This window comes from Arthrobacter sp. SlRoot2-15, assembly GCF_059739345.1.
In genome coordinates this window covers 1508034-1534089 of record NZ_AP046058.1, presented here as the reverse complement: position 1 = coordinate 1534089, position 26056 = coordinate 1508034, and the positions used below count along the sequence as shown (strand labels likewise).

The 26056-nt window shown below is 62.0% G+C and carries 22 protein-coding genes and 1 pseudogene; 12 read left to right on the top strand and 11 right to left on the bottom strand.

Annotation, left to right across the window (positions count from 1 at the left end):
* Window positions 1-152: 152 nt before the first annotated feature.
* Together AC6I9V_RS06955 and AC6I9V_RS06950 are read left to right on the top strand one after the other, a co-directional pair.
* A complete protein-coding gene (locus tag AC6I9V_RS06955) occupies window positions 153-1523 on the top strand; it encodes a plasmid recombination protein (RefSeq protein ID WP_497898838.1) in 1371 nt (456 codons plus the stop codon).
* A 226-nt stretch (window positions 1524-1749) separates the two neighbouring features.
* Window positions 1750-2436: a hypothetical protein gene (locus tag AC6I9V_RS06950; RefSeq protein ID WP_497898837.1), complete on the top strand. Its 687-nt coding sequence runs from the start codon at window positions 1750-1752 to the stop codon at window positions 2434-2436.
* A 10-nt stretch (window positions 2437-2446) separates the two neighbouring features.
* Here the strand turns inward: AC6I9V_RS06950 and AC6I9V_RS06945 are convergent, their stop codons facing one another.
* From AC6I9V_RS06945 to istA, 5 genes are all read right to left on the bottom strand, one after another.
* Entirely contained in the window at window positions 2447-2698 is a 252-nt protein-coding gene (locus AC6I9V_RS06945) for a type II toxin-antitoxin system Phd/YefM family antitoxin (RefSeq protein WP_497898836.1), read from the bottom strand.
* 840 nt (window positions 2699-3538) lie between these two features.
* Window positions 3539-3760, bottom strand: coding sequence for a hypothetical protein (locus tag AC6I9V_RS06940; RefSeq protein WP_237429419.1), 222 nt, complete (start codon window positions 3758-3760; stop codon window positions 3539-3541).
* A 280-nt stretch (window positions 3761-4040) separates the two neighbouring features.
* Window positions 4041-4445 (bottom strand): large conductance mechanosensitive channel protein MscL, encoded by a 405-nt coding sequence (gene mscL / locus AC6I9V_RS06935; protein WP_306971928.1) that lies wholly within the window; start codon window positions 4443-4445, stop codon window positions 4041-4043.
* Window positions 4446-4723: 278 nt separating this feature from the next.
* Window positions 4724-5542: an IS21-like element helper ATPase IstB gene (gene istB, locus AC6I9V_RS06930; protein ID WP_497898510.1), complete on the bottom strand. Its 819-nt coding sequence runs from the start codon at window positions 5540-5542 to the stop codon at window positions 4724-4726.
* Window positions 5539-7215, bottom strand: coding sequence for an IS21 family transposase (istA, locus tag AC6I9V_RS06925; RefSeq protein WP_497898509.1), 1677 nt, complete (start codon window positions 7213-7215; stop codon window positions 5539-5541). Before istA ends, istB begins: the two co-directional genes overlap by 4 nt.
* A 301-nt stretch (window positions 7216-7516) precedes the next feature.
* Between istA and AC6I9V_RS06920 the strand changes: the two genes are divergently transcribed.
* Window positions 7517-12427, top strand: a complete 4911-nt coding sequence (locus AC6I9V_RS06920) for a DEAD/DEAH box helicase (RefSeq protein ID WP_497898835.1) — start codon at window positions 7517-7519, stop codon at window positions 12425-12427.
* Between the two features lie 308 nt (window positions 12428-12735).
* Window positions 12736-14004: a hypothetical protein gene (locus AC6I9V_RS06915; protein WP_497898834.1), complete on the top strand. Its 1269-nt coding sequence runs from the start codon at window positions 12736-12738 to the stop codon at window positions 14002-14004.
* 708 nt (window positions 14005-14712) lie between these two features.
* Here the strand turns inward: AC6I9V_RS06915 and AC6I9V_RS06910 are convergent.
* Window positions 14713-15657 (bottom strand): pilus assembly protein TadG-related protein, encoded by a 945-nt coding sequence (locus AC6I9V_RS06910; protein ID WP_497898833.1) that lies wholly within the window; start codon window positions 15655-15657, stop codon window positions 14713-14715.
* A gap of 645 nt (window positions 15658-16302) precedes the next feature.
* On the opposite strand from AC6I9V_RS06910, the gene AC6I9V_RS06905 reads away from it, so the two are divergent.
* Window positions 16303-16719, top strand: a complete 417-nt coding sequence (locus AC6I9V_RS06905) for a hypothetical protein (protein ID WP_497898832.1) — start codon at window positions 16303-16305, stop codon at window positions 16717-16719.
* Between the two features lie 70 nt (window positions 16720-16789).
* Window positions 16790-17335, top strand: coding sequence for an RNA polymerase sigma factor (locus AC6I9V_RS06900; protein WP_497898831.1), 546 nt, complete (start codon window positions 16790-16792; stop codon window positions 17333-17335).
* 467 nt (window positions 17336-17802) lie between these two features.
* Here the strand turns inward: AC6I9V_RS06900 and AC6I9V_RS06895 are convergent, their stop codons facing one another.
* Window positions 17803-17949 (bottom strand): hypothetical protein, encoded by a 147-nt coding sequence (locus AC6I9V_RS06895; RefSeq protein WP_497898830.1) that lies wholly within the window; start codon window positions 17947-17949, stop codon window positions 17803-17805.
* Window positions 17950-18256: 307 nt separating this feature from the next.
* Between AC6I9V_RS06895 and flgN the strand changes: the two genes are divergently transcribed.
* Together flgN and AC6I9V_RS06885 are read left to right on the top strand one after the other, a co-directional pair.
* Window positions 18257-18826 (top strand): flagellar export chaperone FlgN, encoded by a 570-nt coding sequence (gene flgN, locus AC6I9V_RS06890; protein ID WP_497898829.1) that lies wholly within the window; start codon window positions 18257-18259, stop codon window positions 18824-18826.
* 102 nt (window positions 18827-18928) lie between these two features.
* Window positions 18929-20233 (top strand): alpha/beta hydrolase, encoded by a 1305-nt coding sequence (locus tag AC6I9V_RS06885; protein WP_497898828.1) that lies wholly within the window; start codon window positions 18929-18931, stop codon window positions 20231-20233.
* Between the two features lie 321 nt (window positions 20234-20554).
* Here the strand turns inward: AC6I9V_RS06885 and AC6I9V_RS06880 are convergent, their stop codons facing one another.
* From AC6I9V_RS06880 to AC6I9V_RS06870, 3 genes are all read right to left on the bottom strand, one after another.
* Entirely contained in the window at window positions 20555-20893 is a 339-nt protein-coding gene (locus tag AC6I9V_RS06880; RefSeq protein WP_497898827.1) for a dihydrofolate reductase family protein, read from the bottom strand.
* Window positions 20894-20945: 52 nt separating this feature from the next.
* Window positions 20946-21383 carry a VOC family protein gene (locus tag AC6I9V_RS06875; protein ID WP_497898826.1) on the bottom strand — a complete coding sequence of 146 codons (438 nt, stop codon included), beginning with the start codon at window positions 21381-21383 and terminating at the stop codon, window positions 20946-20948.
* An 85-nt stretch (window positions 21384-21468) separates the two neighbouring features.
* The gene (locus AC6I9V_RS06870; RefSeq protein ID WP_497898825.1) at window positions 21469-22143 is read right to left on the bottom strand and encodes an HAD family hydrolase; all 675 of its coding nucleotides are present in this window, start codon (window positions 22141-22143) and stop codon (window positions 21469-21471) included.
* Between the two features lie 388 nt (window positions 22144-22531).
* On the opposite strand from AC6I9V_RS06870, the gene AC6I9V_RS06865 reads away from it, so the two are divergent.
* Window positions 22532-23302 carry an aminoglycoside phosphotransferase family protein gene (locus tag AC6I9V_RS06865; RefSeq protein WP_497898824.1) on the top strand — a complete coding sequence of 257 codons (771 nt, stop codon included), beginning with the start codon at window positions 22532-22534 and terminating at the stop codon, window positions 23300-23302.
* Between the two features lie 758 nt (window positions 23303-24060).
* The gene (locus AC6I9V_RS06860; protein ID WP_497898823.1) at window positions 24061-24183 is read left to right on the top strand and encodes a hypothetical protein; all 123 of its coding nucleotides are present in this window, start codon (window positions 24061-24063) and stop codon (window positions 24181-24183) included.
* Between the two features lie 131 nt (window positions 24184-24314).
* Here AC6I9V_RS06860 and AC6I9V_RS06855 read toward each other — a convergent pair.
* A pseudogene (locus tag AC6I9V_RS06855) lies at window positions 24315-24563 on the bottom strand (LLM class flavin-dependent oxidoreductase); the annotation flags it as partial.
* 166 nt (window positions 24564-24729) lie between these two features.
* Here AC6I9V_RS06855 and AC6I9V_RS06850 point away from each other — a divergent pair.
* Window positions 24730-25362 carry a hypothetical protein gene (locus tag AC6I9V_RS06850; protein ID WP_497898822.1) on the top strand — a complete coding sequence of 211 codons (633 nt, stop codon included), beginning with the start codon at window positions 24730-24732 and terminating at the stop codon, window positions 25360-25362.
* A gap of 220 nt (window positions 25363-25582) precedes the next feature.
* The gene (locus tag AC6I9V_RS06845) at window positions 25583-26035 is read left to right on the top strand and encodes a hypothetical protein (protein WP_497898821.1); all 453 of its coding nucleotides are present in this window, start codon (window positions 25583-25585) and stop codon (window positions 26033-26035) included.
* Window positions 26036-26056: the final 21 nt, after the last annotated feature.

Below are 26056 nucleotides of genomic sequence, written 5' to 3'. Positions count from 1 at the left end.
ACGCTTCCGGCTCTTCCGTTTCTGAAGTGCGGTGCAGAGGCTCCGGTTATGGGTGCAGGGGCCCATGAGCGGAGGGGCAGCGGACTTCAGAAACGGAGTCCCCGCGGGAGCGCCGCCGGAGGCTTCATCGGAGCGAAGCGGAGGTGGTCACTGTGAGTTGGACTGTCACTTACGACGCCTCTCCGGAGGCCAAGGTCAAGGCCGCTGGCTCCCATGCGGTGGCCCGTGATCGTCATCTCGGTAGGGGGCCGGATCTGGCCGCGGGGTTCAACTTCGGCCATCGGAATCCCAACATCGACCTGGCCCGGTCGAAGATGAATATCACCTTCGTCAACGACGGTGAGGGCGGCTTTCGTGTGCCGGTCGTTACGAAGGACCCAGCGGGAAGGACCAGGCCGCCCAGCGCGGAGTTTGCCGACTACCGGGACAGTCGACTGGCGCAGGTCAAGAAGCCCCTTCGCAAAGATGCCGTCGTCATGCGTGGCATCATGCTCCAGATCGACCCGCGGTGGTTCGACGCGCACTGTCCCGACTGGCGCAGCGATGGACTCAACGACGAGGCGCAGCGATTTATGTACGCCCAGCTGGAATGGGCATGCAAGGAATTCGGCCAGGAGAACATCGTCTGCGGGTCCCTCGATTTGGATGAATCCAGTCCTCACCTGCAGCTGTCGGTTGTACCGGTAACCGACGATGGCCGGCTCTCACAGAAGGACTTCTTCCGCGGGCCGGGGCATTTCGTGAAGCAGCGCAAGGAGCTGTGTGACGCCCTCGAAGCAGCGGGGTACGACCCTCAGCGCATGGTCACTGACCGGTCGACCAAGCGGACCTCCAGTGCCGAGTATGCCCGTACGGCGGACAAGGCGCGGGCCACCCTCGCTGTCGCCAAGCGTGACACCGATAAGCTTTGGGAGGAACGCCGGGAGGTGCGCGCGGAAAAGGCCAAGCTCAGCGAGGCCGCCAAGTCCCTGAGTGACGACAGACAGAAAGTTGATGCGCGACTCGAAGAGGTGCCCCGGCTCAGGCGCAGGGCGAAACAGGATGCGATGGTCGAGGCTCGGGCAGATGCCCGCCAGGAGGTCGCAGACGTCCTGCTCGCGGCTCAGGAGCGGGAACGGCGGGCGGCGGCGGCCGAACAGGCTTATCGGGCTGCCGCTCAGGGCCTCCTAGCCCTGCGCGAGCGTATCCAGCAGAAGTTGGACGGCAACCCGAGTCCGCCGAGCTATGACGACATGCGCCGGGAGATCCTCGGAGCTCAGTCTCATGTGCTGGTGAAGTTCCTCAGGACTACGAGGCTCAGGGACGGCGCAACGCTCATGGACCTGGCCGAGGAATACGCACACAGGGAGTTCGCTGCGCACCAGCGCCGCGACAGCGACTCTCTCGGTCAGTACAGCGGGCCCAGCTATGAGCAGTGGAAGGGCCGGAATCTGGAGATGCAGAGGGAGATAGACGCTGCGAGACTCTCCAACCGGGTCACCGATATGGATCGTCAGTACGAAGGTCCCGCATACGAGAGGTAGAACTTCTGTTGGAACGGGGCGGGTCCGCACGCGCCGGTGTTTCAAGTTTCAATGTCGGGCATCGAACGCGGCGACGATGCACGTAGCCGTTCGAATTTCTTTGTGAGATATCCCACAGCGAGAGTGTTGGTTTATGAGGAAACCATATTCACACCTGCCTACGTCATGCCTCGTATGTACGAACCTAGCCCAATTGGATTCGTAAAAGACATGTTTAATCGGCGGAATGGAACGCATCGCCAAAGGCCGGGGCCGGCCTTCTAAGGGCCCACGCCACTCGTTCACCGTCAAGCTCGATATGGGGCGGGCAGTGAAACTGAAGGAGATTTTGGAAACCCTCAACACCACCGGCATAGAGTACCTGGCTCCAATTATCGAGGCTCATCTCGACGCCATCGACCTCGATGAGCTCCGTAACGAGCCCCGAGAGGGGCAGCTATCCGTGGCGGCGAACGACACAGCCTCGACCGTCCGCCCGACCGTCAAACGAAAGCTCACTCGAGAAGAGAAACTCTGGCGAGCTCAATGGCTGGCCCGGAAGGTCAACCTGCTTCTGGACATGAGAACGGACGCCATAGGGCAGCCGTACGAATACCCGGCGATCCACGAGCGAGCCGATAAGCTCGGCTACTACATCTCCCGCACCAGATGGTCCCTGCTCAAGGAAGGCAAGGATCAGGTCGTCCCGGATAAGTGTCTGTTCGTTCTTGCCAAGATATTTGATGTTTACCCGGAGTACTTGCTCCACGAGGACACAGAACTTCCTTCAGACTTGGAGGCAGTGCTTCCGCAAGTGCGGATCAAGAGACTCTCCGGGTTACGCGATTCCGCAGTGAGGGCTCTGAGTGGTCCGGTGGACCCTGAAATACTCAAGGCAATTACGAAGATGCTAGACAAGGCCATGGAGCAATAGGCAGTCCATGCTACGGGGAGCTCGAAGGCTCGTGTGTGACGGTGTCGGCTCCGCGGGCAGATTGCAGAGCCGACACCAGGCGGCGGGCATTCGTGGGCGAACTCAGCAGGTAGCTTGTTTCCACCAAAGCGTCGTACGCATCCTTCGACATCAAAACCGCGGATCCGCGCTTTGACACGATCTCAACCTCGGTGCGGTCGAGGTTGACCCGCTCGATGAGACGGACAAGGCCGCGGCGGGCTTCAGTTGCTGTTATCGCCATCACTGCCTCCTGGTTGTACGAAAAATGCTAGTACCTGGTCTTTCGTACCACTACGTAAGCTGCCAGCGATGTTCGACCAATACCAGGGCGGCCGGGGTGAGTATGTCAACCCGATTCAGGACCACTGAGACGGCCCGAATCAGGACCGGCCTGGCCCGGCAACCCCAGCTGATGAGCGACTCGATGGCCGCGGGATCCTGGTCGGAATCGGGATCGGAATCAACGAGACACTTGGCGTCCGGCGGGGCGGCCAGCTCTCGGTATCGAAGACTGCAAATTCCAGGTACGGTCCGGTTGCAGTTCCGCACGCCGCAGCGTCATGCTGAGCCGGAATCTGCTCTCCTGCCAGTTGCGGCTGACTAACTTCGGCGAGGGGAGAAGGCGAAAGTAAATCAAAATAGCCGACTGACAACGATCCGATGATGGCTCGTTTTGTCGCAGTTCTCAACACGTTTGCTGCGTTCCGAAGCGGTGAGGCTGGCGACGTTGTGCGGAATCTGTGACCGGCCGTGCGCCGTGATGAAATCGGTGTCAGGTGGCGGTCTTCTGTTGTCTGCCGGCGCGGGCCCGGTTAGTCTGACGGTGGAAGAGGCCCGGGCAACCAAAGTTTTGGGGGCAGGCCTCACGGCAATCGAGTCATGCCGATTCCCGCGCTGGCTCCGCTGCCCGAGGACAGAGGAGCCAGCGTGCCCAGGGCGGCCAATGTTCCTCTGCCCCAGACTGGCAGACCAGAGCCAATGAAATTCGGACGAGTCCCGGCAATCAAGGAAACGAAAAAGGTCCGACCGGCTCGGGCCGGTCGGACCTTCTCATGGCGCGTCGGCGGCCGGCAACGGCGGGTTATCCGACTTTGCCCGCCAGCGCCACGAGCACACCGGCTGTGGCGAAGAACTTGTTGCTCCCCAAGTCGCGGATGGTCTTGATGCCCATGCCGGCGAGCAGTTCATCGTGCTTTTCCGTCAGCCCGGCAAGGGCCGAGGGCGGCGCGGCCAGAACTTCGTCGAGAGTCGAGTTCTCGTAGGCCTTATCGAGTGCCTTGCCCAATTCAATAGAAACAGCCATGTACATGTCCTTTCATCGATACGGAACAACAGCACACCCGCCGCGGATCCTGCGAAGCAGGAATGGGGCATGCACGGACGCCGGGATATTTCCCCGCGCTCCTGCCGGATACGCTATCGCAGTGCACTCACCAAAACATCAATATCCGGCAATTAATGTGCACAGACGCTGCGCACCTGCATCACGATAAGCCCGGACGGCGCTGGGGCGCCGGACATTCAATTTGCCCTACCCCGAAAGAACGGCCAGCCTCTGGAGGCCGGCCTTTCCTCGTTGGCTACTAGCGGCGGTCCTGCTGCAGGGAGTCACGAATTTCGGTGAGCAAAGCAATCTGCGGATCCTCCGCTGCTTCTTCCTTGACATCCGGGTTGATGCCCAGGCGCCGGTTGCGGCGTTCGATCATATGGTTCATCGGGACAACAACGACGAAGTAGATGGCTGCAGCCACGAGCAGGAAATTGACGATGGCGGTGAGCAGGACACCGAATTTGATGTCGTTTCCGTTCAGGGTCACGACGGCGAAACTGTCGAAATTGGGCGATCCGACCAGAGCCGCAATGAACGGCATGAGAACACTTTGGACTAGGGCCGTGACCACGGCGCCGAAAGCGGCACCAATCACGACGGCGACGGCAAGGTCTACGACGTTGCCCTTCAGGATGAAATTCTTGAATCCGGTCAACATGTTCCTCAAGTTACTCCACTATGAAGCCGATTCCGTGACCAGCGGATAAATTACCGGGGGGGTGGCGAAGATGACAAGCCAGCGCTAACTGCCACGTCATCCCTTCTCGAGGAGAAAGACTTGGAAGATTTTCCCTTGGAATGCCGGTACTTTGACTCAGTTTGCCGGAATCCTGCAGATACTACGATCGCTTCCGGCAGACCTGCCATGACCGCGCAAACGGGATGCGGTAGTTCCGTGCCGGCCGAATCGACGCAGGAATGTAAATGGGCATGTCGTCAGCCGACAGGATTGCGCGCAATGCTGTGGGCGAGTCGGTAGGAGTCTGATCCGGTTTCGATGATGGCCCCGTTGAACGTCAGCCTGTCCACGATCGCTGCGCACAGCCGCGGGTCGGTAAAGGTCTTCGTCCAACCGGAAAAGGATTCATTGGAGGCGACGGCGATGGAGTTCTTCTCCTCCCTCTCGGTGAGGACCTGGAAGAGGAATTCTGCGCCGCGGCGGTCCAGTTCCATGTAGCCGAGTTCATCGATGCAGAGCAGGTCCACACGGCCGTAGCGGGCGATAGTCTTGGCGAGGACTTTCTCGTCGGAGGCTTCGACGAGTTCGTTCACGAGCCGGGTGGCGAGGGTGTATTTGACCCGGTAGCCCTTCTCGGCCGCGGCGGTGCCGAGCCCGATGAGCAGGTGGGATTTCCCGGTCCCGGAATCGCCGATGAGGCACAGAGGTGATCCCTTGCGGATCCACTCCCCCGTTCCGAGGGTGTGGATGGTGGCGGGGTTAATGTTCGGATTTGCGTCGAAGTCGAAGTCCCCGAGCCATTTGTCGCGCGGGAATCCAGCTGCTTTGACGCGCCGAATCGAAGAGCGCCGGTCCCGGTCGTCGCACTCGGCGAGCAGCAATTCGGCCAGGAATCCCTGGTAGGAGAGTTGTTCCTTTCCGGCGACGCTAAGGGCTTCGTCCAGGACGGCCCGGATCGTGGGCAGCCGGAGCCGGCGGCACGCCTGGTCCACGGCAGCGACCGCTGCCTGCTCGGTCAGACCGCGCCTCCGCCGCAGAGTCGGAGTAATGCTTGTTCCCGGGACGCTGGGGCTCATGAGATGTTCTCCTTCAACGCGGTTCCAGCGGGGTGTTCGATGCGTTTGACCAGCAGCTCGTCATAGGCGCTGACCGATGGCAGGGGCCGCGTGTCCTGAGGGAGCCCGGCGATGACCGCGGCGGGGTCCATGAGACGGCGCTGGGTAAGACTGACAACCCGTTGCACATTCACTTCAACATGAGCACCGGGATGACGGTCCGAACCGGACCCACCCACGGAAGAAATCGTTGCGTATCTGCGGGCCTCGACCGCGACGACGTCGGCGCTGACAGCACCCACTCGCAGCGCCGCAGTGATTCCTGCCTGGATGTCTCCGGGGTCCATGGAGCGGTGGAGCAGCAGGACGTCGATAAGTTCACGGGTCCCGTCGGCGTCGCCGTTGACCCTGCGGGAGGCAGCCCAGAACGCCTCATGGGCGCTGGTAAACGCCCCGGACTCCCGCGCCCGTGCCAGGGCCGTGGAACCGGGCAGCGCGCCCGGTTTGGTTTTGAGGACCTCGAGGTAGTGATCCAGTTGGACGGACTGCCCGTGTTTGGCAACGATCCGCTGATGCCTGGCTGCAACGGCCCGGCCGTCGAACACCACGACCTCGGACGCCCGCAAGGACACCCGGACTTTCCGGCCGATGAACCGTGCCGGTACGGAATACTTCACCATCCGCACCGTGATCAGCGAGGACCTGTCTACCCGCGGCGTGAGCGTCAGGCCCGGATCAAAGACCTCCCCCGGCAAGGGTGCCAGGAACGGCCGTTCGGCGGCGAAGTCCTGGCCGATGGTGCGGATCCTGTCCATGATCCGTCGGGCATCGTCCTTGGCTTCCCAGGCCCGGATCCGGTCGTTGAGCTCGTCCAGGGAATCCGTGACGGGCATGGGCGAGAGTCTGTTCCGCCGGAACCAGCCAACCTCTCCTTCGACCCCGCCTTTTTCGTGGGCTCCGTCTATCCCGGGCTGGCAGTAGAAGGCATCGACGCCGTAGTGCGAGCGGAACAACAACCACCGGTCATTCTCCAGGCGCTGCCGGCCCTGCCCGAACACCACCGCGGTCACCGCGCTGGTGAGGTTGTCATAGCGGATGTGCTTTGTCGGGATGCCGCCCAAGACCTGGAACGCTTCAAGGTGTCCCTCCAGGAAAGCTTCTTGGGCCTGGGTCGGGTATATCCGGTGGATGGCCTTGCCCGAGTGTGAAAGACGGAAAACGAACATATGACATTTCGTCTTCACACCGTCCAGGACGACCCAGACTTCACCGAAATCCACTTCGGCCTCAGCGCCGGGGGCATGTTCCTGCGGGACAAATACCTCCACCCGGCGGCCGGCTTCAACATCGATCTGGGTACGGCGGATCCGGACATAGTCCCGCACGGTCGAATACGAAAGTTCCTCAGCTCCGTGCTCCTCGAGGAGCCGGGCCAGGATCCTGCGGGCGGTATGGCGCTGCTTCCGCGGCGCCGTCGTGTCCTCGGTCAGCATGGCGTCGATCGCCGGTTTGAAGGCATCCAGCCGCGGCGATGACCTCTCCGGCGTCTTCCGCGCGGGCGGGACAGGATCCAACAAAGCCTGCCGGACTGTGTCCCTGCCGACCTGATACCGCTTCGCCAGCCCACGGATGGACAAGCCCTCCACGCGGGCGTCTCTGCGGATCTTGGCAAACAACTCCATGCGCACCCTCATCCGGACCTCCCAATGGTCGCTTTCATCAGATGAAGACAACACTGAGGGTGGTCCTAACTCAAACCGTCACAAGCCACCGGCGAGTCGTGGGTGGTCCTGGTTCAAGCCGTTACGCCGGTCCTGAACCAAACTGCCATATTCACCGGGGTCCAGATCATGCCTGAATAGACGGCACGCTACAGGGACTCGCAGTAAGCCTGCTAGCGCGCCTGTTGGGCTGACCTCACGTGCATGCCACATACAATCAGAGGAAGTCCCTCGGGGGCTCCCGCTTTCATGTCCGCACCATCTTTGGGGAACCGTGACCACTACGTTTGACGAGCTGCTTGGCACCTACCGCCACCTTTCGGATTCGGAACGGATGAAAGGCAGCTACCTCGAACAGCTGGTTGCGCAGTATCTGGAGAACGACGGCGTTCACGCACCTCAGTACACGGACGTGTGGCTGTGGCGCGACTGGCCGAACCGTCCGGAGAACTTCACCAACAAGGACAATGGCATCGACCTGGTCGCGGCCCGTACCGACGGCGGACTGACTGCCATCCAAGTGAAGTTCTACGCGCCTGGCTACCGGATCCAGAAGCATGACATCGATTCATTCCTGTCGGCGTCCTCGAAGAAGCCGTTCACCAACGCTGTCGTGGTGGACACCACCGAGGGCGACTGGTCCACCAACGCGCTGGAGATGCTCGACGACCGCATCGTGCCTGTGCAGCGGATCGGACTCTCGGATTTCCGGCACTCGAACATTGACTGGTCGACCTACGATCTGACGTCGCCCACCACCCCCAGGTTGTTCGACAAGAAGCAACTACGCCCACACCAGCACAAAGCGGTCCAGGCTGCATTGAAAGGCTTCGAGGCCAATGACCGAGGCAAGCTGATCATGGCCTGCGGCACCGGAAAGACCTTCACGTCCTTGAAGCTGGCCGAGCGGATCGCCGAAGACTTGGGCCACGCCCGGATCCTGTTCATGGTGCCGTCCCTGGCGCTCATGTCCCAGTCGTTGAAGGAATGGTCGGACGAGACCGAGCAGCCCATGCACGCATACGCAGTGTGTTCGGATAACAAGGTCGGCCGTGTCAAAGACACCGACCTGACTGACGTAGCGCTCCACGACCTGCAGATCCCCGCCACGACCGACGGCGCGCGGCTTATCGAGGCCATGAACTCGCGCACGTTGGATGAGGGCATGACGGTGGTGTTCTCGACCTACCAGTCCATTGACGCCGTGCGTGCCGCGCAACAGGCGGGCCTGCCCGACTTCGACCTCATCATTTGCGATGAGGCGCACCGCACCACCGGCGCCACGCTGGCCGGCGACGGCGAATCGCACTTCGTGAAGATCCACGACAACCACTGGATCTCCGGCAGCAAGCGCGTCTACATGACCGCCACGCCGCGGATCTTCAACGACAACACCAAGGACGCAGCCCGGGAGAAGGACGCCGTCCTGTGCTCCATGGACGACCAGTCCATCTACGGGCCGGTGTTCTACCGGATCGGCTTCGGCGAGGCCGTCGAGCAGAAGCTGCTGACCGACTACAAGGTGCTGGTGCTGGGGGTGGACGAGTCACAGGTGCGGACGACCTTCCAGGAGCAGCTGGCTGACAGCAACAGCGAACTTAACATCGACGACATCGCCAAGCTGGTGGGCGTCTGGAACGGCCTGGCCAAGCGTCGCGCCGGCGAGTTCCAGGACGGCTTCGGCCAGGACTGGCAGCCCATGCGCAGGGCCGTCGCGTTCAACCGGTCCATCAAGGCCTCCCAGGTCATCGAGTCCGAGTTCCAGGACCTCGCCCGCCTCCACCTCACCGACCTGACCAACGATGACCCGACAGATGACCTGCGGGTGGAGGTCAAGCACATCGACGGCGGCTTCAATGCCGTCCGTCGTGGGGAGCGGCTGGACTGGTTGAAAGCCGATGCGGACGTCATCTTGGTCGACGACCGGACCGCCCCGCGCAATACCGACGGGTCGTGGCCGAAGAAGGAGCAGCCGACCTGCCGGATCCTGACCAACGCCCGCTGCCTGACCGAGGGCGTCGACGTCCCGTCCCTGGATGCGGTGCTGTTCATGAACCCGCGCAACTCCATGGTCGACGTCATCCAGGCCGTGGGCCGCGTCATGCGCAACCACGTTGACGCCGGGACCGGCGAGGTCAAGAAGTTCGGCTACATCATCTTGCCGATAGCCATCCCGGAGGGCATGTCGACTTCGGAGGCGCTGAAGGACAACCAGCGCTACAAGGTGGTTTGGCAGGTCCTTCAGGCACTCCGTGCCCACGATGAACGCATGGACTCCTCCATCAACCAGATTGAGCTGAACAACAAGGCGCCGGAGTCCATCATCGTCGACAAGATTGACCTGGCGCCGAAGAAGAAGGGGCCGGTCATCGACCCGAATCCGTCGCCGGACGTGGAGCCGGGGCCCGGACCCGTACGCCCGGGAACACAGGAAACCCTGACGTTCCCGGTGGAGGAATGGAAAGACTCCGTGTACGCGAAGATTGTCGACAAGTGCGGCAACCGCATGTACTGGGAGGACTGGTCCAAGGACATTGCCTCCATTGCCAAGAAAAACATCGACCTGATCAACGACTTGCTCGCCGATGCAGATTCCTCGCACCGGGCCGCCTTCGATGGATTCGTCGCCGGCCTCCGGGAAAACCTGAATCCCGAGATCGACGACGCCCAGGCCGTGGAAATGCTGGCCCAGCACTTGGTCACCAAGCCGGTCTTCGATGCGATGTTTGCAGACTCCAACTTCACCGAGCACAACCCTGTCTCCCGGGCCATGCAGAACATCCTCGACCAACTCGGCTCTAACGCCGTGTTCGAGAAGGAGAGCAAGGGCCTGGAGAAGTTCTACGACTCTGTCCGGGCGCGCGTCTCCAAGATCGACAATGCGGCAGCCAAGCAGCAAATCATCTTGGAGCTCTACGACAACTTCTTCCGCAACGCCTTCCCGCGCGTGGCCGACCGGCTCGGCATCGTCTTTACCCCTGTCCCGGTGGTCGACTACATCCTCCGCTCCGCGGACGCCGCGCTGCGTCTGGAATTCGGCAAGTCACTCTCGGACGAAGGCGTGTCCATCCTGGAACCGTTCGTCGGGACCGGGACCTTCGTGACCCGGCTGCTGCAGTCCGGGCTGATCAAGCCCGAGGACCTGCACCGGAAGTACACCACCGAGCTGTTCGCCAACGAGATCGTGCTGCTCAGCTACTACATCGCGGCCATCAATATTGAGACCGTGTTCGCCGAGGAATCAGCTAAGGCCGGCGTTGACCACGGCTATGTCCCCTTCGAGGGGATTGCCCTGACGGACACCTTCCAGCTCAACGAATCCGACAACCAGCTGGAATCCTCCGAGTTCTTCCCGGAGAACAACGAACGCGTGAAGCGGCAAAAGAACGCGCCGATCCAGGTCATCGTGATGAACCCGCCCTACTCGGCCGGCCAGACCAGCGCGAACGACAACAACCAGAACCAGGCCTACCCCGTCCTGGATAAGTCCATCACGGCAACGTACGCCAAGCTCTCGACCGCAACCCTCAAGAACAGCCTCTACGATTCGTACATCCGCGGCATCCGTTGGGCCTCTAACAGGATCAAGGATGACGGCGTCATCGCCTTTGTCTCCAACGGCAGCTTCATCGACGGCAACACCGCGGACGGGATCCGGAAGACTTTTGCTGATGAGTTCAGCCGCATTTTTGTCTACAATCTGCGCGGAAATGCACGAACCTCGGGTGAGCAACGCCGGAAAGAATCGGGTAACGTCTTCAAGGAAGGTTCCCGGACGCAGGTGGCCATCTGCGTTCTCATCAAGAACTCGGGGCAGAGGGGCCCGGCTGAGATCCAGTACCGGGACATCGGTGACTACCTCACCCGCGAACAAAAACTCGATCTGCTATCGATCGAGCAGTCGCTCGAAGGCACCGAGTGGGAATCCATCACCCCCAACGAACACGGCGACTGGGTCAACCACCGAGACGAGCGCTACGACGATTTCCAGCCCATCGGAGACAGGGCCACCAAGGGCACGCCAAGGACGCCGGGCATCTTCGAGAACTACTCAGGTGGGCTCAAATCCAACCGGGACATGTGGGTGTACGGATTCTCCGGCGCTGAAGTTGAAAAACGGGTCCAGTTGCTGATTTCGACGTACGAAGCCGCGAGGAGCGAGGTCGCCGACGAGCCGACCATGGACCCCACGCGGATCAGTTGGAGTCCAGGCCTCCTGCAGAAATACAGGACGGGGACACCTCTGCATTTTGCCCCAAATAGTCTAAGGATTGGATCCTACAGGCCGTTCTGCAAACAGAGTGTCTATTTTGACGCAGCCCTGATCGAACGCCCGGGGCAACTGCCGAAGCTGTTCCCAACCCCCGCCCATCCCAACATTGCTTTTGGTTCCGTGGGGCGAGGATCGACGAAGGAATCTTCCGTTTTCATTGTCGATTTGCTTCCCGATCTTGAACTCGTGTCCAAGGCACAATGGTGTTCGCTTTACACCTACGAACCTGCTCCAAAGCCGAAACCCGGCGAGCTGGAGATTCCTATTGACGGCGAGGTTGATGGTTACGTCCGTAAGGACAACATCACTGACGCGACGCTGGCCGCCTACCGGGGCTTCTACGAGGACCCGGCCATCAGCAAGGAAGACATCTTCTACTACGTCTACGGCCTGCTCCACAGTCCCACGTACAAGGAGACGTACAAGGCGGACCTGATGAAGATGCTCCCCCGGATCCCCAAGGTCAAGGACTTCAGGGGCTTCAGCACGGCCGGCCGCGAGCTCGCCGAGCTGCACTTGAACTACGAGACCGTCGAGCCCTATGCGCTGGAGGAGATCGTCCAGGGCACTCCGAGCGGCGACGAGTACGACTTCTACCGGGTCAACAAGCTTTCCTTCGGCGCCCGCAAGGACCGCTCGCGCATCATCTACAACGCGCGCATCACGCTGGCCGGCATCCCCGAGGAAGCCTTCGACTACCAGGTCAACGGCAAGTCGGCGCTGGAGTGGATCATCGACCGCTACCAGGTCACCACCCACAAGGATTCGCAGATCACCAACGACCCCAATGACTACTGCCGCGAGGTGGGCAACCCCCGGTACATCGTGGACCTGATCAAGCGGATCGTCACGGTGTCGGTGGAGACCAACAAGATTGTGGCAGGACTGCCAGCCTTGGAGATTGTTGACTAGGCGGAGGTTGTAACGCCGTTTCTGACCTCGCGCCAACCCGGTGCGGCGTGGCGCTCCTGTTGCCCCACGGCAGGCTTCATCCAGTGTCGCTCAAAGATCGCGCTGCCGCACCCGGTGTTTGCACTAGGCTGCGCGATCCTGGAAATTGTTACCCCTCCACGAGTTTTTCCCAGATCCAGACCGGACCGAGGGGCCAAGGCCGAGCGGAACATTTCAAGGCAGTATGGGCTTCAGGTCGGCGATTTACCTGCGATAACCGAAACCAACCACTTACATTCACTCCGACAACCGCTCAAAGAGAGGCCAAAATGAACGCTCCCGCATCTACCTCAGCACGAAAAGAAGGAGTCGTCTACCTGACGCTCGAGGATGGTACAGGCACGCTCGCGGTCGCGCCCGAGGATGCCGACCCGGACGAAACCTACTCGCATGACCTCTTTATTGGGAGCAAAGGTTCTATCGAGAGGATCGATCATGGTCCTCTTGTCATCGCCTACAGCGACCTCGGACGACTCACGCTTTCAGGCCTCCGTGATGCTCTGAAAGTAAACCGATGCTGCCAGAGTTCTCCCGAAATCGTCTGCGTTGACAAGAGCGGTGGACCGATTAACCACGACCTTTTGAACCTCGACGACGTTCATCTTGAGGTGGACGATTCGCGGGTCGCTGCCATCGTTACGCATCTCCACGCGACACAGCCAGAGCTGTCAGAGGCCGAGTATGCCGAATCACTGCAGGCCGTAATGCAACGTTATGGCTGCAGTGTTGCGGGTGTTCGATATCTGACCGCCGACGGAACCACGTTCGATGGTCTTGGATTCGACTATTCCGGCCGTGGACTCGATCCGGAAGTAGAAGCCCGAGCAGCTGCCGAAGATGCAGAGATCATCCGCAACATGGTGCACAACGTTGAAGTCACCCTAATCACCGAGGACGACAATGGAGCAACTAAACTCATTGATGCCGGAAGAGCCCTTGCTGCCTACCTGGAAGCGCAGAAGGGCGGATCATTGACCGCCGGCACGATCGTTGATTTGCTTCGCGGAGGGCACGCCAAGCTACTCCTCGGCCACAAGGAGAGCGCTTTTCTTGACGTCAAATCTCAGCAATATAACGTGTCCGTGGCAGGCCAGACCGGTGACCAGCAAAAGATCGAGCTGGCTCAAGACGTGGCAAGGTTTGCTAACGGTGACCAGGACGCCGTTCTTGTGTTGGGCTACGAAGAGGGCAAGTCCGGACAAGACTCTCTCATCAAGAACATCAAAGAAATCAAACTCAAAGATTTCGATCCAGCGACGTACGTAAACATCCTCGACGCCCGGATCGTGCCAGCTGTCACGGGCCTTACGGTGGACAGTGTAGAGACCAGCCCCGGCAAGGGGATTATCTACATATTCGTTCCGGCCCAGCCTGCCGAGATGCAGCCCTACCTCGTGCACGGCGTAGTGGCCGAAGGAAAAGTAGAGGGTGCCTTCTTTAGCATTGTGCAAAGGAGAGGCGAGGGATCTATCACCATCACAGCGAGCCAGATTCATGGCTATCTTGTGGCGGGCAAGGCGTTCCTGAAGGGTAAGTAGCTGGATGCCGGCGGCAGCCTCGATCAAGGCGTCCGGCGTGGGTGCGAGCCCACCGTCCGCTCCGGGCGTGTCGTGTCGTGTGGTGTCGAATAGATCAATCAGGTTGCTCGGCTCGAGTCGGGCCCTGAATACAAAAAAATCAACAACATAATGACCGTTATGTTGTCGGCGATGAAGTCAAAACTGGCTCGACGGAGGATCAGGCGCTCGGCCAGACTTCAGAACACGTTCTGAGTGAGCCGCGCCTCCGCTGACGTTTTTGCGGCTGCCTTGGACCACCCCGTCCAGATCACCCGGCGCGACGGCGAGTCCCTGGTGCTGATGTCCGAGAGCGCAGATCGGGCACGCGCTTCACTGTTGGCACTGGCGTCCCAGCTTGTCGCGGTTACAACGAGTAGGGAAGGAACGTTGGCCCGCACAACTCCATAAGGGGCTTGTCCGTGGCCTTGAGTCGTAGACCCGGGCATAACCGATCTTCATTCCAGTCATAAGAAACATGGTTTCAGTAATCCCCCCGTCATCGTGCGTTTCATCGTGCGGGTCTTACGTACATGGCCAACCCAAGCAGCGGCGCGGAACGTGGCGGTGGGCTTCCGCGGCACGGTGATCGACCGTCTTACGGAGTACGTCTACGAAGCCGCTGTGGATGAGCTCAAGTACCAGATTTCTCAGCGGGCAGTCCTCTAGCAGTTCCCTTTCCCTTAGTTCTTAGAGGGTGAGTTTGATGACGGTGGCGCCGTTGGCTGGGCCGCCGAGTTCGAAACTGCTGTCGATGGAGACGAACTGGGTGAAGTATCCCTTGATACCGAGGCACCCGGTTCCGCACTGGCTCGCCGGCAGGTTCCATCGGAGCGAAGGATCGGTTTCGCTGAATTTCCATCCTGTGATTTTGAAGGCGGCGAAGGTGTAGAGGGTGAACCCGGTCTTGTTCGTGTATGAGGCGTTCGAGGGCGAGTCGAGGTCGTAGACGGGCAACAGGACAGTGCTGGCGGTTTTGAGCGAGTCAAGGCTTCCGCGGCAGATGTCGGGGAATCCCGGAGAAGGATCCCGCGGTGTCTGGGGTGTGGCGAGGTCGACGTATGTGCTGCATGAGGTGGAGCTGTGTTTGAGCCAATAAAATCCGCCCGCAATTTCCTTTCCGCCTCGTCCGTTGCAGGTCGTGTCGTTCGCGTTGTCGTAGCGCATGACGAACTCGGTGCTGCCGCGGAACCCGTACTGGGTGAATTCGCATTGGGACAGGCCGACGGGGAGGACCGCGTTTCCTCGGATGGGGCTGCCCCAGGCAGCAGTTGCCGTGGCGTTCACGTCGGCTTTGTTGATCCCGAGGACCGGGGCGAACGACAGGTTAAGACCCGACCCGTCCTTACCCGCCGAGAGGGTTTCCGTGACGGAATTAGTTGTCGGGAATGACGGGGACCCGGTACCTACGAGGCCGCTGTTCACGTTGGCGGCGGCCAAGGTCTGTGCTTTTCCCGGCGCGTTGGTCTTGCAGAGTGTGAGGCCGTTTTTTGCGCAGTCCTGAGCGATGGCCAGGACCGCGGCGTCGGCCCCGTTTTGTAGCTGGGCCCGCTGGGCATACATGCTGCCCACATCAATCACGAGTGCAGCGAACCCCAGGAGCACCACCATCGATAACGCAACAAGCACGGCCACGGCACCGTGTTCCCCAGAGCCAAAGGCCTGGGCCCTGTGTCGAAGGGCTGCAAAGAATGACATGAGACCTTCCGGAAATTCGCTAAAAACCGACGAGTAGGAACCTTCGTGGAAAGACCGCGGACCCCAGCCCACAAGGAGATTGCCCTTCCTTTCCCAAAGAATAGTTCAGGGTCCCAGGGCCGGCCATGAAAGTCTCGACGCGACCTACCAGAAATGCTTCCTCCAGCTCATGGAACATCTGAGTCCCGCATAGTGCTGGATCGGCTAACGGGGCAGTATTCGTTGGTCTCCATCGAGACCGCGTTCAACTCGTAGAGGAACCCCAACCGCTATTCCAAAAAATCGCCCTCGTCTGGCTGGAACTCGGGGACAGGAGACTACGGATGCGCTGGGATTCTGGGAGTTGCGGAGTCGGACTCATTCCGTCGAGAGCGCCGGCGCCGGAGGGGGTTGGGGTAACGGGCGAACTCGGTGCAGGCGCCGTCGGTGACTGGGGCAGCCAGGGTTGCCGGGCCGCGGCGTCAAGGGAACGCGCCTCTGGGACGCTCGCGCAACCTCTCCGGATTTATTTGTCGGTAACTTTTTCGTCGCGTGGTCGATTGGTTGGGTGTTCCGTATTTTTCACTTCTGAAAGGATCTACCATGACCGGCATATTTACCCGCATGAACGCGATGAGCGCGGCAGGGAAAGCTCTTCTTGCAGCGACCGTTCTGGTGACCGGCGCAATTTCCGGTGCCGCGATGGCCAGTGCCGCGCCGTCGGACAAGCCCCTGACGCCAGCCGAACAGACCTCCGGTGGAAACAGCACCACCGGCCCCGCCGGGCAGAGCAACGAAACCCAGTCCGGAGTCACCGGGGAGAACAACGAAACCCAGTCCGGAGTCACCGGGGAGAACAACGAAACCCAGCCAGGTGTCACCGGGGAGAACAACGAAACCCAGTCGGGTGTCACCGGGGAGAACAACGAAACCCAGTCCGGGGTCACCGGGGAGAACAACGAAACCCAGTCCGGAGTCACCGGGGAGAGCAACGAAACCCAGTCCGGGGAGAATAATTGAGTCTGGTGCTGCGGTAGCCGTTGGGGCTTTTTTGGTTCGATCTGGCTGGTGATGATGGGATTATTGTCGGATGACTCAGCTTCCCCCGGACTCGGTGCTTGTTGCTGCCGCGTCCGGGGAGGTGGGAGCGCTGGAGGATATTTACCGGTATTTCGCCCCGGCCCTGATCCAGTATTTCCGGGGACGGGGCGCGGTGGACCCCGAGGGATCATGCCATGACGTGCTGTTGACTGTTTTCCCCCGGGTTCCCACGGTCACCGGTGGTATGGCGGGCTTGAGGTCCTTCGTGTTCGCTGTCGCGCATGCCCGGATCGTGGATCAGTACCGCTGGAACGGCCGGCAGCCCCAGATGGGTGAGTTCATCGCTGAGGCTGATCACCGAAGAGTGGAATCGGCCGAGGAAACTGTGATCACCCTTGCCGGGGCCGCGGAGATGGACGAATTGCTGCAACGGCTCGGAGCCGACCAGCGGGAGGCGCTTCTGCTGCGGATTGTTGCGGACCTTTCCCTGGCCGAGACTGCACGGATCATGAAGCGGAGCACCGGGGCCGTCAAGCAGCTGCAGCGAAAGGGCCTCATGGCATTACGGGCCATCCTGGAAGAGGACGGGGAGTGAAAACCACAGTGACGGATTCCGATGGGGCCGGGGGCGGCCGCGTCCAGGCCGTCCTTCGGGAGTCCGGGATAGGAGATTCCCCTCGGTTGCTGGCGGCCCTGACGGCTTTTACCGAGGACGTTCCGCCCGTACCTGCGCCCTCCCCGGAATTGGCGGCCCTGATCACCGGCGCTGCCGTCGTGCCCTTGGTTCGGACCCGCTTTCGTCCTCGGATACTGCCGGCCGCTTTGCTGGCTGGCGTCTTGGCGTTGGGAGGCGGTGCAGCGGCCGCTGCCAGCACGGACGTCCGGGACGCGGTGGAGGAGTTAATAGAGGTGGTAAAAGGGGCTATGCAACCCGGTCCGGAGGTGAGGAACCCCTCTGCGCCTTCAGAAGCCCCCGCCGAACCAACCCTCACCGACCCGGGTAGAAGCCCGGCTCCGGGCGGTTCGTCCGCGCCCTCCGGGGCCATCGTCCCGGAGGGCGCGTTAGGGCCCGTTGACCTCCCGGGAGGTTCCGGTGCTGACGGTCCTGTCGGCGGCGATGTGCCCCCCGGCCGGGAGGACAGCGCTGGAGTATCCGGCGGCTATTCGGATGGCGGCGGTTCCGGGGAGGAGCCCGCGCAGGGTGTTCATGGGCCAGGAGATGCGCCTTTTGGGGGCACGGTCGTACTGGCCACGCCGGTGCCGGTGCCGGGGCCCGGGTATGTTTCCGGGCCCGCAGCATCCCAAGACACCGCGGCGGCGGACACGGCCGGGCCGAGCGGGAACGAAGGAACACAGGCGCCCGCGGCAGGTCCGTAAGGACCATCTTGCCCGGCGGCCGCAAAAAGTTTCGTTTTGCGGGTAACTTTTAGGCCCCGCGGTCGATTGTCTTTTTGTCCCGCGAATCCCCGGCAATCCCGCTGGTGAGTCCTGCCGGGAGGTGACCGGCGAGGGACCTGTGAACGCGAACGATTTATCCGCCCTGTTGTGGCGGGAACGGGCATTACTGGAACGACTGCTCCTGAAGCTGGAGACCGAACGGTTTTTCCTTCGGGAAGGCAGCCTGCACTGGCTGGAACACTTGACGGAGGAACTCAGAGACGTCACCGGCCGGCTGCGCGTGGAAGAACTGGACCGCAGCGCCGAGGTTTCCCTGCTGGCCAAAGAATGGTCAGCCCCGGACAGCGTCACCCTCCCCGGACTGGTGGACCATGCCCCTACGAGTGTGTGGGCCGAAATCCTCCGAGCGCACCTCACGGCCATGAGCGTCCAGGCGCGCAGGGTCATGGCACTGGGTCAAATCAATGAAGAAATGCTGGAACAGGCCGCGCTCCAGGCCCGTGAAAAATGCTCGAGGTTGCCCACCGATGCACCCGGCATTTCACCGGCCCTACACCCGGAAGCGGAGGCCGAGTCGGACGATCTCGACTTGATGCTGAGCGGTGACATCATCCGGGCTGCGCGAGTCGTAACCGGCCAGGTGCTCCCTGGAACCCTCAAGGAATTCCTTCGGATCCCAGGAACGTAGCCTTAGGGGACCGGAACTGACCTGTGTGCGGAACCAGGTCACGTACTTTTGATGGCGGCGGAAGAAAGCAGATACCCGGGCGTGGCGGATTTTCTATTGGCGTTGAGGATCGTCGATGGCCCGGTCCTCGTTGTTGCGTTCGTGCTCGCGAGTACCGGGCTGGTCTTCTTATGCGTACGCCGCGCACGCCGCTGGGCAGTCATCGCCACCGGCGCGGCCGCGACTGGGGCCCTCTGCGGGGCCATTGCACTCTGGCTTGTGGAGGAAGTCTTCAACGTATTCGGTACCCCCCTGGGGTGGCAGACCAGGGTGTGGGTTCTGGCCCTTTCCGCCGCCGTGGGCCTCGCCGGAGCCAACTGCTGGAACTCCGGGCCCTGGCGAAAAGTCGCCGCCGCTGGCGCGTCCCTGATCTTCGTGCTGGCGGCCGGCCTGGGTATAAATGCCCACTACGGGTTCCACCCCACCGTGGCCTCTCTGGCCGGCCTCCCGCTGGTCAAGCCCATCAATCTCCAACCCCAACCCGCTGCTCCGGCCACACCGCCCCCGGCCAGCTCCGGCCCCACCGGTGTGGGCACCCACTGGACGCCCCCGCCCGGGATGCCCGAAACCGGGACCACCGGAACCCAGATCATCCCGAACCCCGAATCGGGATTCCCTTCCCGCCCGGCCGGAATCTACCTTCCTCCAGCCGCCCTGGTCCCGGAACCACCCGCCCTGCCCCTGGTCGTTCTCATGATGGGACAGCCCGGGAACCCTGACCCCCAGTTCATTGCGGCTGTATTGGACAAATACGCCTCCCGCCACCACGGGCTGGCCCCGATCGTCATTGTCGCGGACCAACTCGCAGACCCGTTGGTCGACAGTCTCTGCCTGGACACCCCGGTCTACGGAAATGTAGAGACCTTCATCAACAAAGACGTCCTGGCCTGGGCGAAAACCCACCTGAACGTCATCAATGACCCCCGCTACCGGACCATCGCCGGGTACTCCCACGGCGGCCAGTGCGCGATTTCCTTCGCCGCTAAATACCCGCAGCTCTGGGGCAACGTCCTGGATATCTCCGGGGAAGAATACCCGGGCGCCGAACACCCAGCCGCCACCCTCCGCGACATCTTCGGCGGAAAACAGGCCGCCTACGACGCGCAAAAGCCCATCAACATCCTCCACGCACACCACTACCCCGACACAGTCGCCGTCTTCACCGTCTCCAACGACGACCCCATCTACGTCGACGCGGCCAGAAAAGTCAACGACGCCGCCATAACGGCCGGCATGACCGCGACCTACATCGAGATCCCCAACGCCGGACACGTAATCGGGGCCCTGAACGGAGGCCTCCGCGAAGGATTCCACGTCCTCTACCCCCGCCTCGGCCTCACCCAGACCGCACCCGCCACCCAACAATGAACAAATCCAGTCACACTGGCTGCCATGCTCACAGATCTCCCCGCGCTTCCGCCGGGATGAGGGACACCTGCTCAAAAAAATCTGCGAACCTAATAACGCCAAGCCTTTTGCACAGTCCCACATCCGATCACGACGACGTCCTCCTGGCCGTCAAGAAGATGCCGCACATGCTCAGGAAAGAGTTCGATGTGCTCGACGTAGAGACACACCAGGGATACGGCGGCCAACGCCCCCATCGTCCGGTGGGGGATCCTTTACCGGACATGGCAGCGCCCGTTGATCCCGGTAGCACGTTGCTCGCGCGGCGACCCGGTGCATGTGTCAGGCGTACTCGGGGCGTCCGCCCACTCGGTAGGTGAGGCCCACGATTCCGCTCCCGAAGACGCGAGAGTCCGTGAGCTGGAGGTTGAAATCGAGCCCGTTGTGGGGGAAGACTCGTTCGCCCTCGCCGACGATGACGGGAAACTGGATCAGATTAAGTTCGTCGACCAGTTCGTTCTCGAGCAGCCAGGGTGGTGGAGACGACGTACTTCGGCTTCGAGCTGATTGCCTCTCCAAAGCCGCCGTCGTCGCTGCGGGCACCCCAGTAGGTCTCGAACAGTCTGTAGGTCTTCCGGTGGACAAGCGGAAACCACGATCTGCGTCTGGGGCCAGCTGCATGTTCGCGCCCCCGAGCTCGGATTTGATTTCGCGTTGATCGGTCGAAGGGCCGTCAGTCCTTCTTCAGTTCCTGGGCAAGCATCACGAGGATGCCGCTCGGCCCGCGCAGATACGTGAGCTTGTAGATATCCAAGTATGTCGCTACGCCGCGAATTGGATGGCAGTCGTGCCGCGCTGCGATTTCAAGCGCTGCGTCGATGTCGTCAACAGAGAACGCGACGCGGTGCATGCCAATCTCGTTGGGGAGCGTGGGCTGCGTCTCGATAGCGTCGGGGTGAAGGTACTCGAAGAGCTCGATTTGACCGTGACCATCCGGCGTTTTAAGCACGGCGATCTTGGCGTGGTTGGCGTCGAGTCCGACAGCGGTGTCGGCCCAGTCGCCGCTGATTGTGTCGCGGCCAACGACTTCCAATCCCAGGTCGGTGAAGAACGAGATCGTCGCTTCGATGTCGCGGACCGCGATTCCAACGTTCTCTAATTTGATTGGCATGCTCGCATGCTACCAAGGGGCGCGATGGCCGTCAGGGTAACTTTTCGCGCTGCCCGCAAGACGATCCTTTATTGGAATGCGGAGGTCATAAGGCCTTCGCCCTCGGGAGAAGGTCGTGCAGGCTTCGAATCGTAAGGTCCGGGGCGGCTTTCGGTGTCGGGGCGCCTTCCCTGTTGAGCCAGACTCCGGTCCACCCCGCCGCCTGGGCTCCGGCGACGTCATTGGCCAGCGAGTCGCCAACCATGATTCGAGGTTCCCCGGGCAACAGATCTGAGGCGATGTCGAAGATCCGGCGATCTGGCTTTTCGACGCGGTGATCCTGTGACAAGACGGCGGCCTGGAAGCAATCCTCCAGGCCGAGGCGCTTCGGGTACGAGTTGCCGTTAGACAGGAGGCCGACATGGTGGTTTCGTCGCAGCTCTGCCAGGACCGGCAGGACGTCGTCGTAGAGCATCACATCCGCGAAGCGACGCTGCAGGTAAAACTCGTTGAGATGGGCCGCGAGATCGTCGTCCCACAATCGCAGGCGGGCGAGGCTCTGCCTGAAAGCCTCGAACCGCACATGCTCGAGGTTGGTCACATGGCCTCGCAACCGTTCCGCGACCGCTTCCCGGTCGGCGACGAACGCCTCGACGCTCATGTCTCCTCCGGCCCCGGGCCGAAGCCCGCGGAGCTCGCCGACCGTGGCTGCCAGGGCCCGCCTCATCATCGCCTGGAAATCCCACAGCGTCTGGTCACCGTCAAAGAAGAAGACTGCCATACGGCCATCAAAACAGACCCGTACCTCCAGCAGGAACTTTGCCGCAGAGAGTCCCGGTGAAAGTTTGTCCTATGGGACAGCAGCTCCGACGGCCAGGGCTCACGCTTGCGTCGTCATCAGGCCTATTTATCCGTCCGCCGCCCGAATCCCCATCCGGGCGCCTATGGCCCTCCGTCTTCAAATAAGTTCCCCAGCGCCTGCAGGATCCGCCGCCACGAACTGCCTTCTGAGGTCACCTTACCCATGGGGATAGCGTACACATCGGAATACCGTGCGGATCAGGCCGCGACTGGTGCCTCAGTAACCGATCCGTTGCTGCACCCGTCTCTGATTAGCACAACCGCCAGGCTCAGGCAGGATTGGGGCTGCCGGAAAGTAAGGTTGCTCCATGGAGGAAGTGCTTTCCGGTGGAAACATGAACGAAGTGGTCCGCGCCGGAGATACGGTGCGACGTCCCAGTGGTCCCTGGACGAGCACTGTCCATGAGGTTCTCCGTCGTCTGCACCTCAAGGGAATCGAATGGGTGCCGCAGGCGCATGGCATCGATGAAGCAGGACGGGAGATCCTGGACTTCGTGCCGGGCTCGGTTCCCTCGTACCCGATGCCCGCGTGGGTCTGGGAGGACTCCTTCCTGGTGACAGCAGCCGGCAGGCTCCGCGAGTTCCACGACGCCACAGCAGGGCTGAATATCGTGGACGCGGTCTGGAAGACGCCGGTTCACGAACCGGTCGAGGTGATCTGCCACAATGACTTCGCCCCGTACAACTTCGTCTGCAAGGTGAGCCACTTCGCCGGGGTGATCGACTGGGACACGATCTCGCCCGGCCCGCGGATCTGGGATGTCGCCTACCTTGCGTACCGCCTCTGCCCCCTCGCCGCGCCGACGAACCCGGACGGCTGTCCCGGGGACAGCGCCGAGGATCAGGGCCGCCGACTTGAGCTCCTGCTCGGCGCGTACCGCGCCGACTTCACCGCCTCAGAGGCGCTCATGGTGGCAGTGGAGCGACTTGAAGACTTGGCGCGGTTCACGGCCGCTGAGGCCCAACGCCAGAGCAGAGCCGACCTCGCCGGTCACGTGAACCTCTACATGAACGACATCGCTTATCTGCAAACTGCAAGGTCAAGGATCGTGGGCGCCGCAGAAACAGGCATCTTCTAGTTCTCGATCGAGGAAGCGACGCTCCAAGTTTCGCGCCCGGTAAAGGATCCCCTTACGGACAGCAAGACCGGCCTTCTGATTCGATCCGATGTGTCTTGGAGGGTGAGTCGACACTTTCATAGCCAGACTGGTGAGCAGTTCGGCAGCCTAAAGTGATCGAAACTCGCTGGCCCTGGCTGGTTGACTCAGCCAGGGTCGCGAAGGTCATGAGCAGTCAATATAAGGGGTCTCCGGGCAGGGCGAACAGTCCGTGGCCGTTGCCAGGCGAAAGGCGTCAATTTCGGGCTTCGCGCAGGGCGCGTGTGCTCGTGCCAGCCGCTCCTCCGGGCGTTTGCCTTCGTCGGCTAGTTGCCGGATTCGCTTGTGGCGAGCTCGGGGCGCCGATGGCCCCTCGGCGACCGCGGGTATCCATCCAGATGCGCTTCCCGCGGCGGGTGAGTCCCCGGTGACGCGAATCCCTTGGCTGTTATGGACCTTTCGGAGATGATGAACGCAAACGGACCGAGAGGGGTGAGCCAATGTCTGTTGCGGATGAGGAAGCCCGAGCGTCAACGGAAGAAGCCATTCTGCGCATACGGAGGGGAATCCGGGCGGCCCAACTTCGGATGACCATGGACCAGGTTCAGGGACGAGAGACGCCGGAGGCGGTAGTACGACTTGCGCAGCTAACGCCACCGAAGTTACCGTCTCCCTTCGTCACGTTGAGAACGCCGGACGGCAAGCTCCCGACCGATCCGGCGTCACGGAGAGTGTTGGCTATGCATGTGCGCCGTAACATCCTGGCCGCGCAGCTGAGGGTGGCCCTGGACAAGGAACGGGGCCGGGTGACTCCCGAAGCCGTGACGAGGCTGGCCCAGATGGAGCTTCCCTCACTGAGGTAGACGCGAGTAACGCCGCCTAGGCAGCATCGCGACACCATCCCAGTAGGACCACTCCGTGAAATGAGGAAGCGCCACTCTGAACGGAGCCGAGCACGGTCTGAGAACCAGTGCAACAACCCGGACATGCGTTAGCGCATGTCGATCACGCCGGTACCGATCTCAATGCGGCTGGTTTTTGCCCCGATCGCAGCAAGCAGCGGGAACGGGGACGCGTATTGCTGGGCGAAGTGGTGCACGCGGAAGTATGCGCCGTCCGCCCCCAGTTCCTCGGCCGCGACGGCGAGGTCGATCGCCTGTAGCAGCGCGTCCGACGCGGTGCGCGTGCCCGATTCAGGGTGGTCGGTCCAATGGCCGAAGGACAGGAACCCGATCTTCTTCACATCAATAGCCAACAGGGCGGCGGAGGCTCCTATTCCCGGCAAGCGCCACAGCTGCAAGTTCCCGGCGCCACAGCTGCAAGTGTTCCGTCCCGTCGTTCCCCGCACGGAACTAGACTGGCGGCGGGACCTGCCATGACCACTCCGTCACGACCTAGGAGCCGCGCCAATGTCTGAACTGCAGCACCCGGCCATCGCCTGGGCGCCAGCCTGGGCCGACCTGCAGGGGCGCGCCTCCGCTCCTGCTGGGCCGGCCGTCCTGATAGCCGCGGACCAGGACCACGGGCCGGAATACGTCGCCGCCTGGCCGGGTGAGGGCGCCGGCGACGTGGCTGGAGTTGCGGCATCGCAGCCGGAAGCGCGGCTGACCCTGGTGGGCAGTGACGCCGAAGGCATCAAGGGGTTCGCAGGCAGCCTCGGCCTGCACTGCGTGCAGGACCGGGTGGCGCTGACCGCATCGGTATCAGACCTGGACCAGGCACCGGCGCTGCCCGAGGAGGCGCAACTCGCCGAGGCGCCGCTGGAAATGTACGACGTCGTCGAACTGTCCCTCTTCGACCATCCCGTCTGCAGGGGACGCCTGCGCCTCCGCGACGAATTCGCCGTCGTCGGCATAACCGAGGCCTTCGATGGGGCCGAACGCGAACTTTTCGAGAGGGCCATCTTCGCGGCCATGGCCGAGGAGGCATTCCTCCACGGTGCCGAAAATCTGACGATGCTGGTCGAATCCGGCCAAGCTGCCGGCTATGAAAAATCGGGCTGGAAGATCTCGGACCACGTCCTGAGCTTCGAAAGGCCCTAGGCCGGCGGCGCGTCCCCGCACCCAATCGACTGCTCCGCTGGTGCCCTCTTGGGGCGTCATGACGGCAGTTATGGAGCAGTCGATGGGGGTGGGGCGGTTCGACGGCGGCACACGGGTTTGGGGACACGCCGACGGGCCCGGCTAGACTCGCACGCTGGGGAAGACGCCATTGCCGCGGCCCGTCACTGGAGGGGTCCGCGGCGCCATCTCGACCAGAAGAGTGACTTTGAAAAAGACTGCACGCCCGCTGACCGCCGCCGCCCTGCTTGCCGCCCTGGCCTTGACCGCCTGCTCGGCACCTGAAGCCGCGGCCCCGCCGTCGTCCTCCGCGCCGGCAGCGTCGGCCTCCGCAACGCCCAGCCCCACCAAGTCCTCGGGCCCCTACGGTGACTTCCCGACGGCGGCCGAGGCCTGCAAGACGATCTCGGAGCAGGCCACGGGCGCGTCGCTGTTCCCGCTCTCGGCGGCGCAGGGCAAGACCGCCGAACTCGAGCGGCTCAAGGCCGAAATGAGCCGCACGGCCGAGCGGGTCCCGGACAGCCTGAAGGCCGCCTTTGCCAAACTCAACCAGGTGGCTGTGGCTGGGCTGAGCGACCAGACCGTCTACTCCAGCGGCAAGTTCCAGGCCGCCATGGCGCCCGTGACGGGCTGGATCGCCGCCAACTGCAAGTAGGCCGCTCCGCCCCCGGCAGCG

Excerpts from the sequence above, each read along its gene's own strand:
- AC6I9V_RS06950 (WP_497898837.1), top strand. The coding sequence starts at position 1,750 with ATGGAACGCATCGCCAAAGGCCGGGGCCGGCCTTCTAAGGGCCCACGC.
- AC6I9V_RS06945 (WP_497898836.1), bottom strand. The coding sequence starts at position 2,698 with ATGGCGATAACAGCAACTGAAGCCCGCCGCGGCCTTGTCCGTCTCATC.
- AC6I9V_RS06940 (WP_237429419.1), bottom strand. The coding sequence starts at position 3,760 with ATGGCTGTTTCTATTGAATTGGGCAAGGCACTCGATAAGGCCTACGAG.
- mscL (WP_306971928.1), bottom strand. The coding sequence starts at position 4,445 with ATGTTGACCGGATTCAAGAATTTCATCCTGAAGGGCAACGTCGTAGAC.
- istB (WP_497898510.1), bottom strand. The coding sequence starts at position 5,542 with ATGAGCCCCAGCGTCCCGGGAACAAGCATTACTCCGACTCTGCGGCGG.
- istA (WP_497898509.1), bottom strand. The coding sequence starts at position 7,215 with ATGAGGGTGCGCATGGAGTTGTTTGCCAAGATCCGCAGAGACGCCCGC.
- AC6I9V_RS06915 (WP_497898834.1), top strand. The coding sequence starts at position 12,736 with ATGAACGCTCCCGCATCTACCTCAGCACGAAAAGAAGGAGTCGTCTAC.
- AC6I9V_RS06905 (WP_497898832.1), top strand. The coding sequence starts at position 16,303 with ATGACCGGCATATTTACCCGCATGAACGCGATGAGCGCGGCAGGGAAA.
- AC6I9V_RS06900 (WP_497898831.1), top strand. The coding sequence starts at position 16,790 with ATGACTCAGCTTCCCCCGGACTCGGTGCTTGTTGCTGCCGCGTCCGGG.
- AC6I9V_RS06895 (WP_497898830.1), bottom strand. The coding sequence starts at position 17,949 with ATGAACACCCTGCGCGGGCTCCTCCCCGGAACCGCCGCCATCCGAATA.
- AC6I9V_RS06880 (WP_497898827.1), bottom strand. The coding sequence starts at position 20,893 with ATGCAGCTGGCCCCAGACGCAGATCGTGGTTTCCGCTTGTCCACCGGA.
- AC6I9V_RS06875 (WP_497898826.1), bottom strand. The coding sequence starts at position 21,383 with ATGCCAATCAAATTAGAGAACGTTGGAATCGCGGTCCGCGACATCGAA.
- AC6I9V_RS06870 (WP_497898825.1), bottom strand. The coding sequence starts at position 22,143 with ATGGCAGTCTTCTTCTTTGACGGTGACCAGACGCTGTGGGATTTCCAG.
- AC6I9V_RS06865 (WP_497898824.1), top strand. The coding sequence starts at position 22,532 with ATGGAGGAAGTGCTTTCCGGTGGAAACATGAACGAAGTGGTCCGCGCC.
- AC6I9V_RS06860 (WP_497898823.1), top strand. The coding sequence starts at position 24,061 with ATGCATGTGCGCCGTAACATCCTGGCCGCGCAGCTGAGGGTGGCCCTG.
- AC6I9V_RS06850 (WP_497898822.1), top strand. The coding sequence starts at position 24,730 with ATGTCTGAACTGCAGCACCCGGCCATCGCCTGGGCGCCAGCCTGGGCC.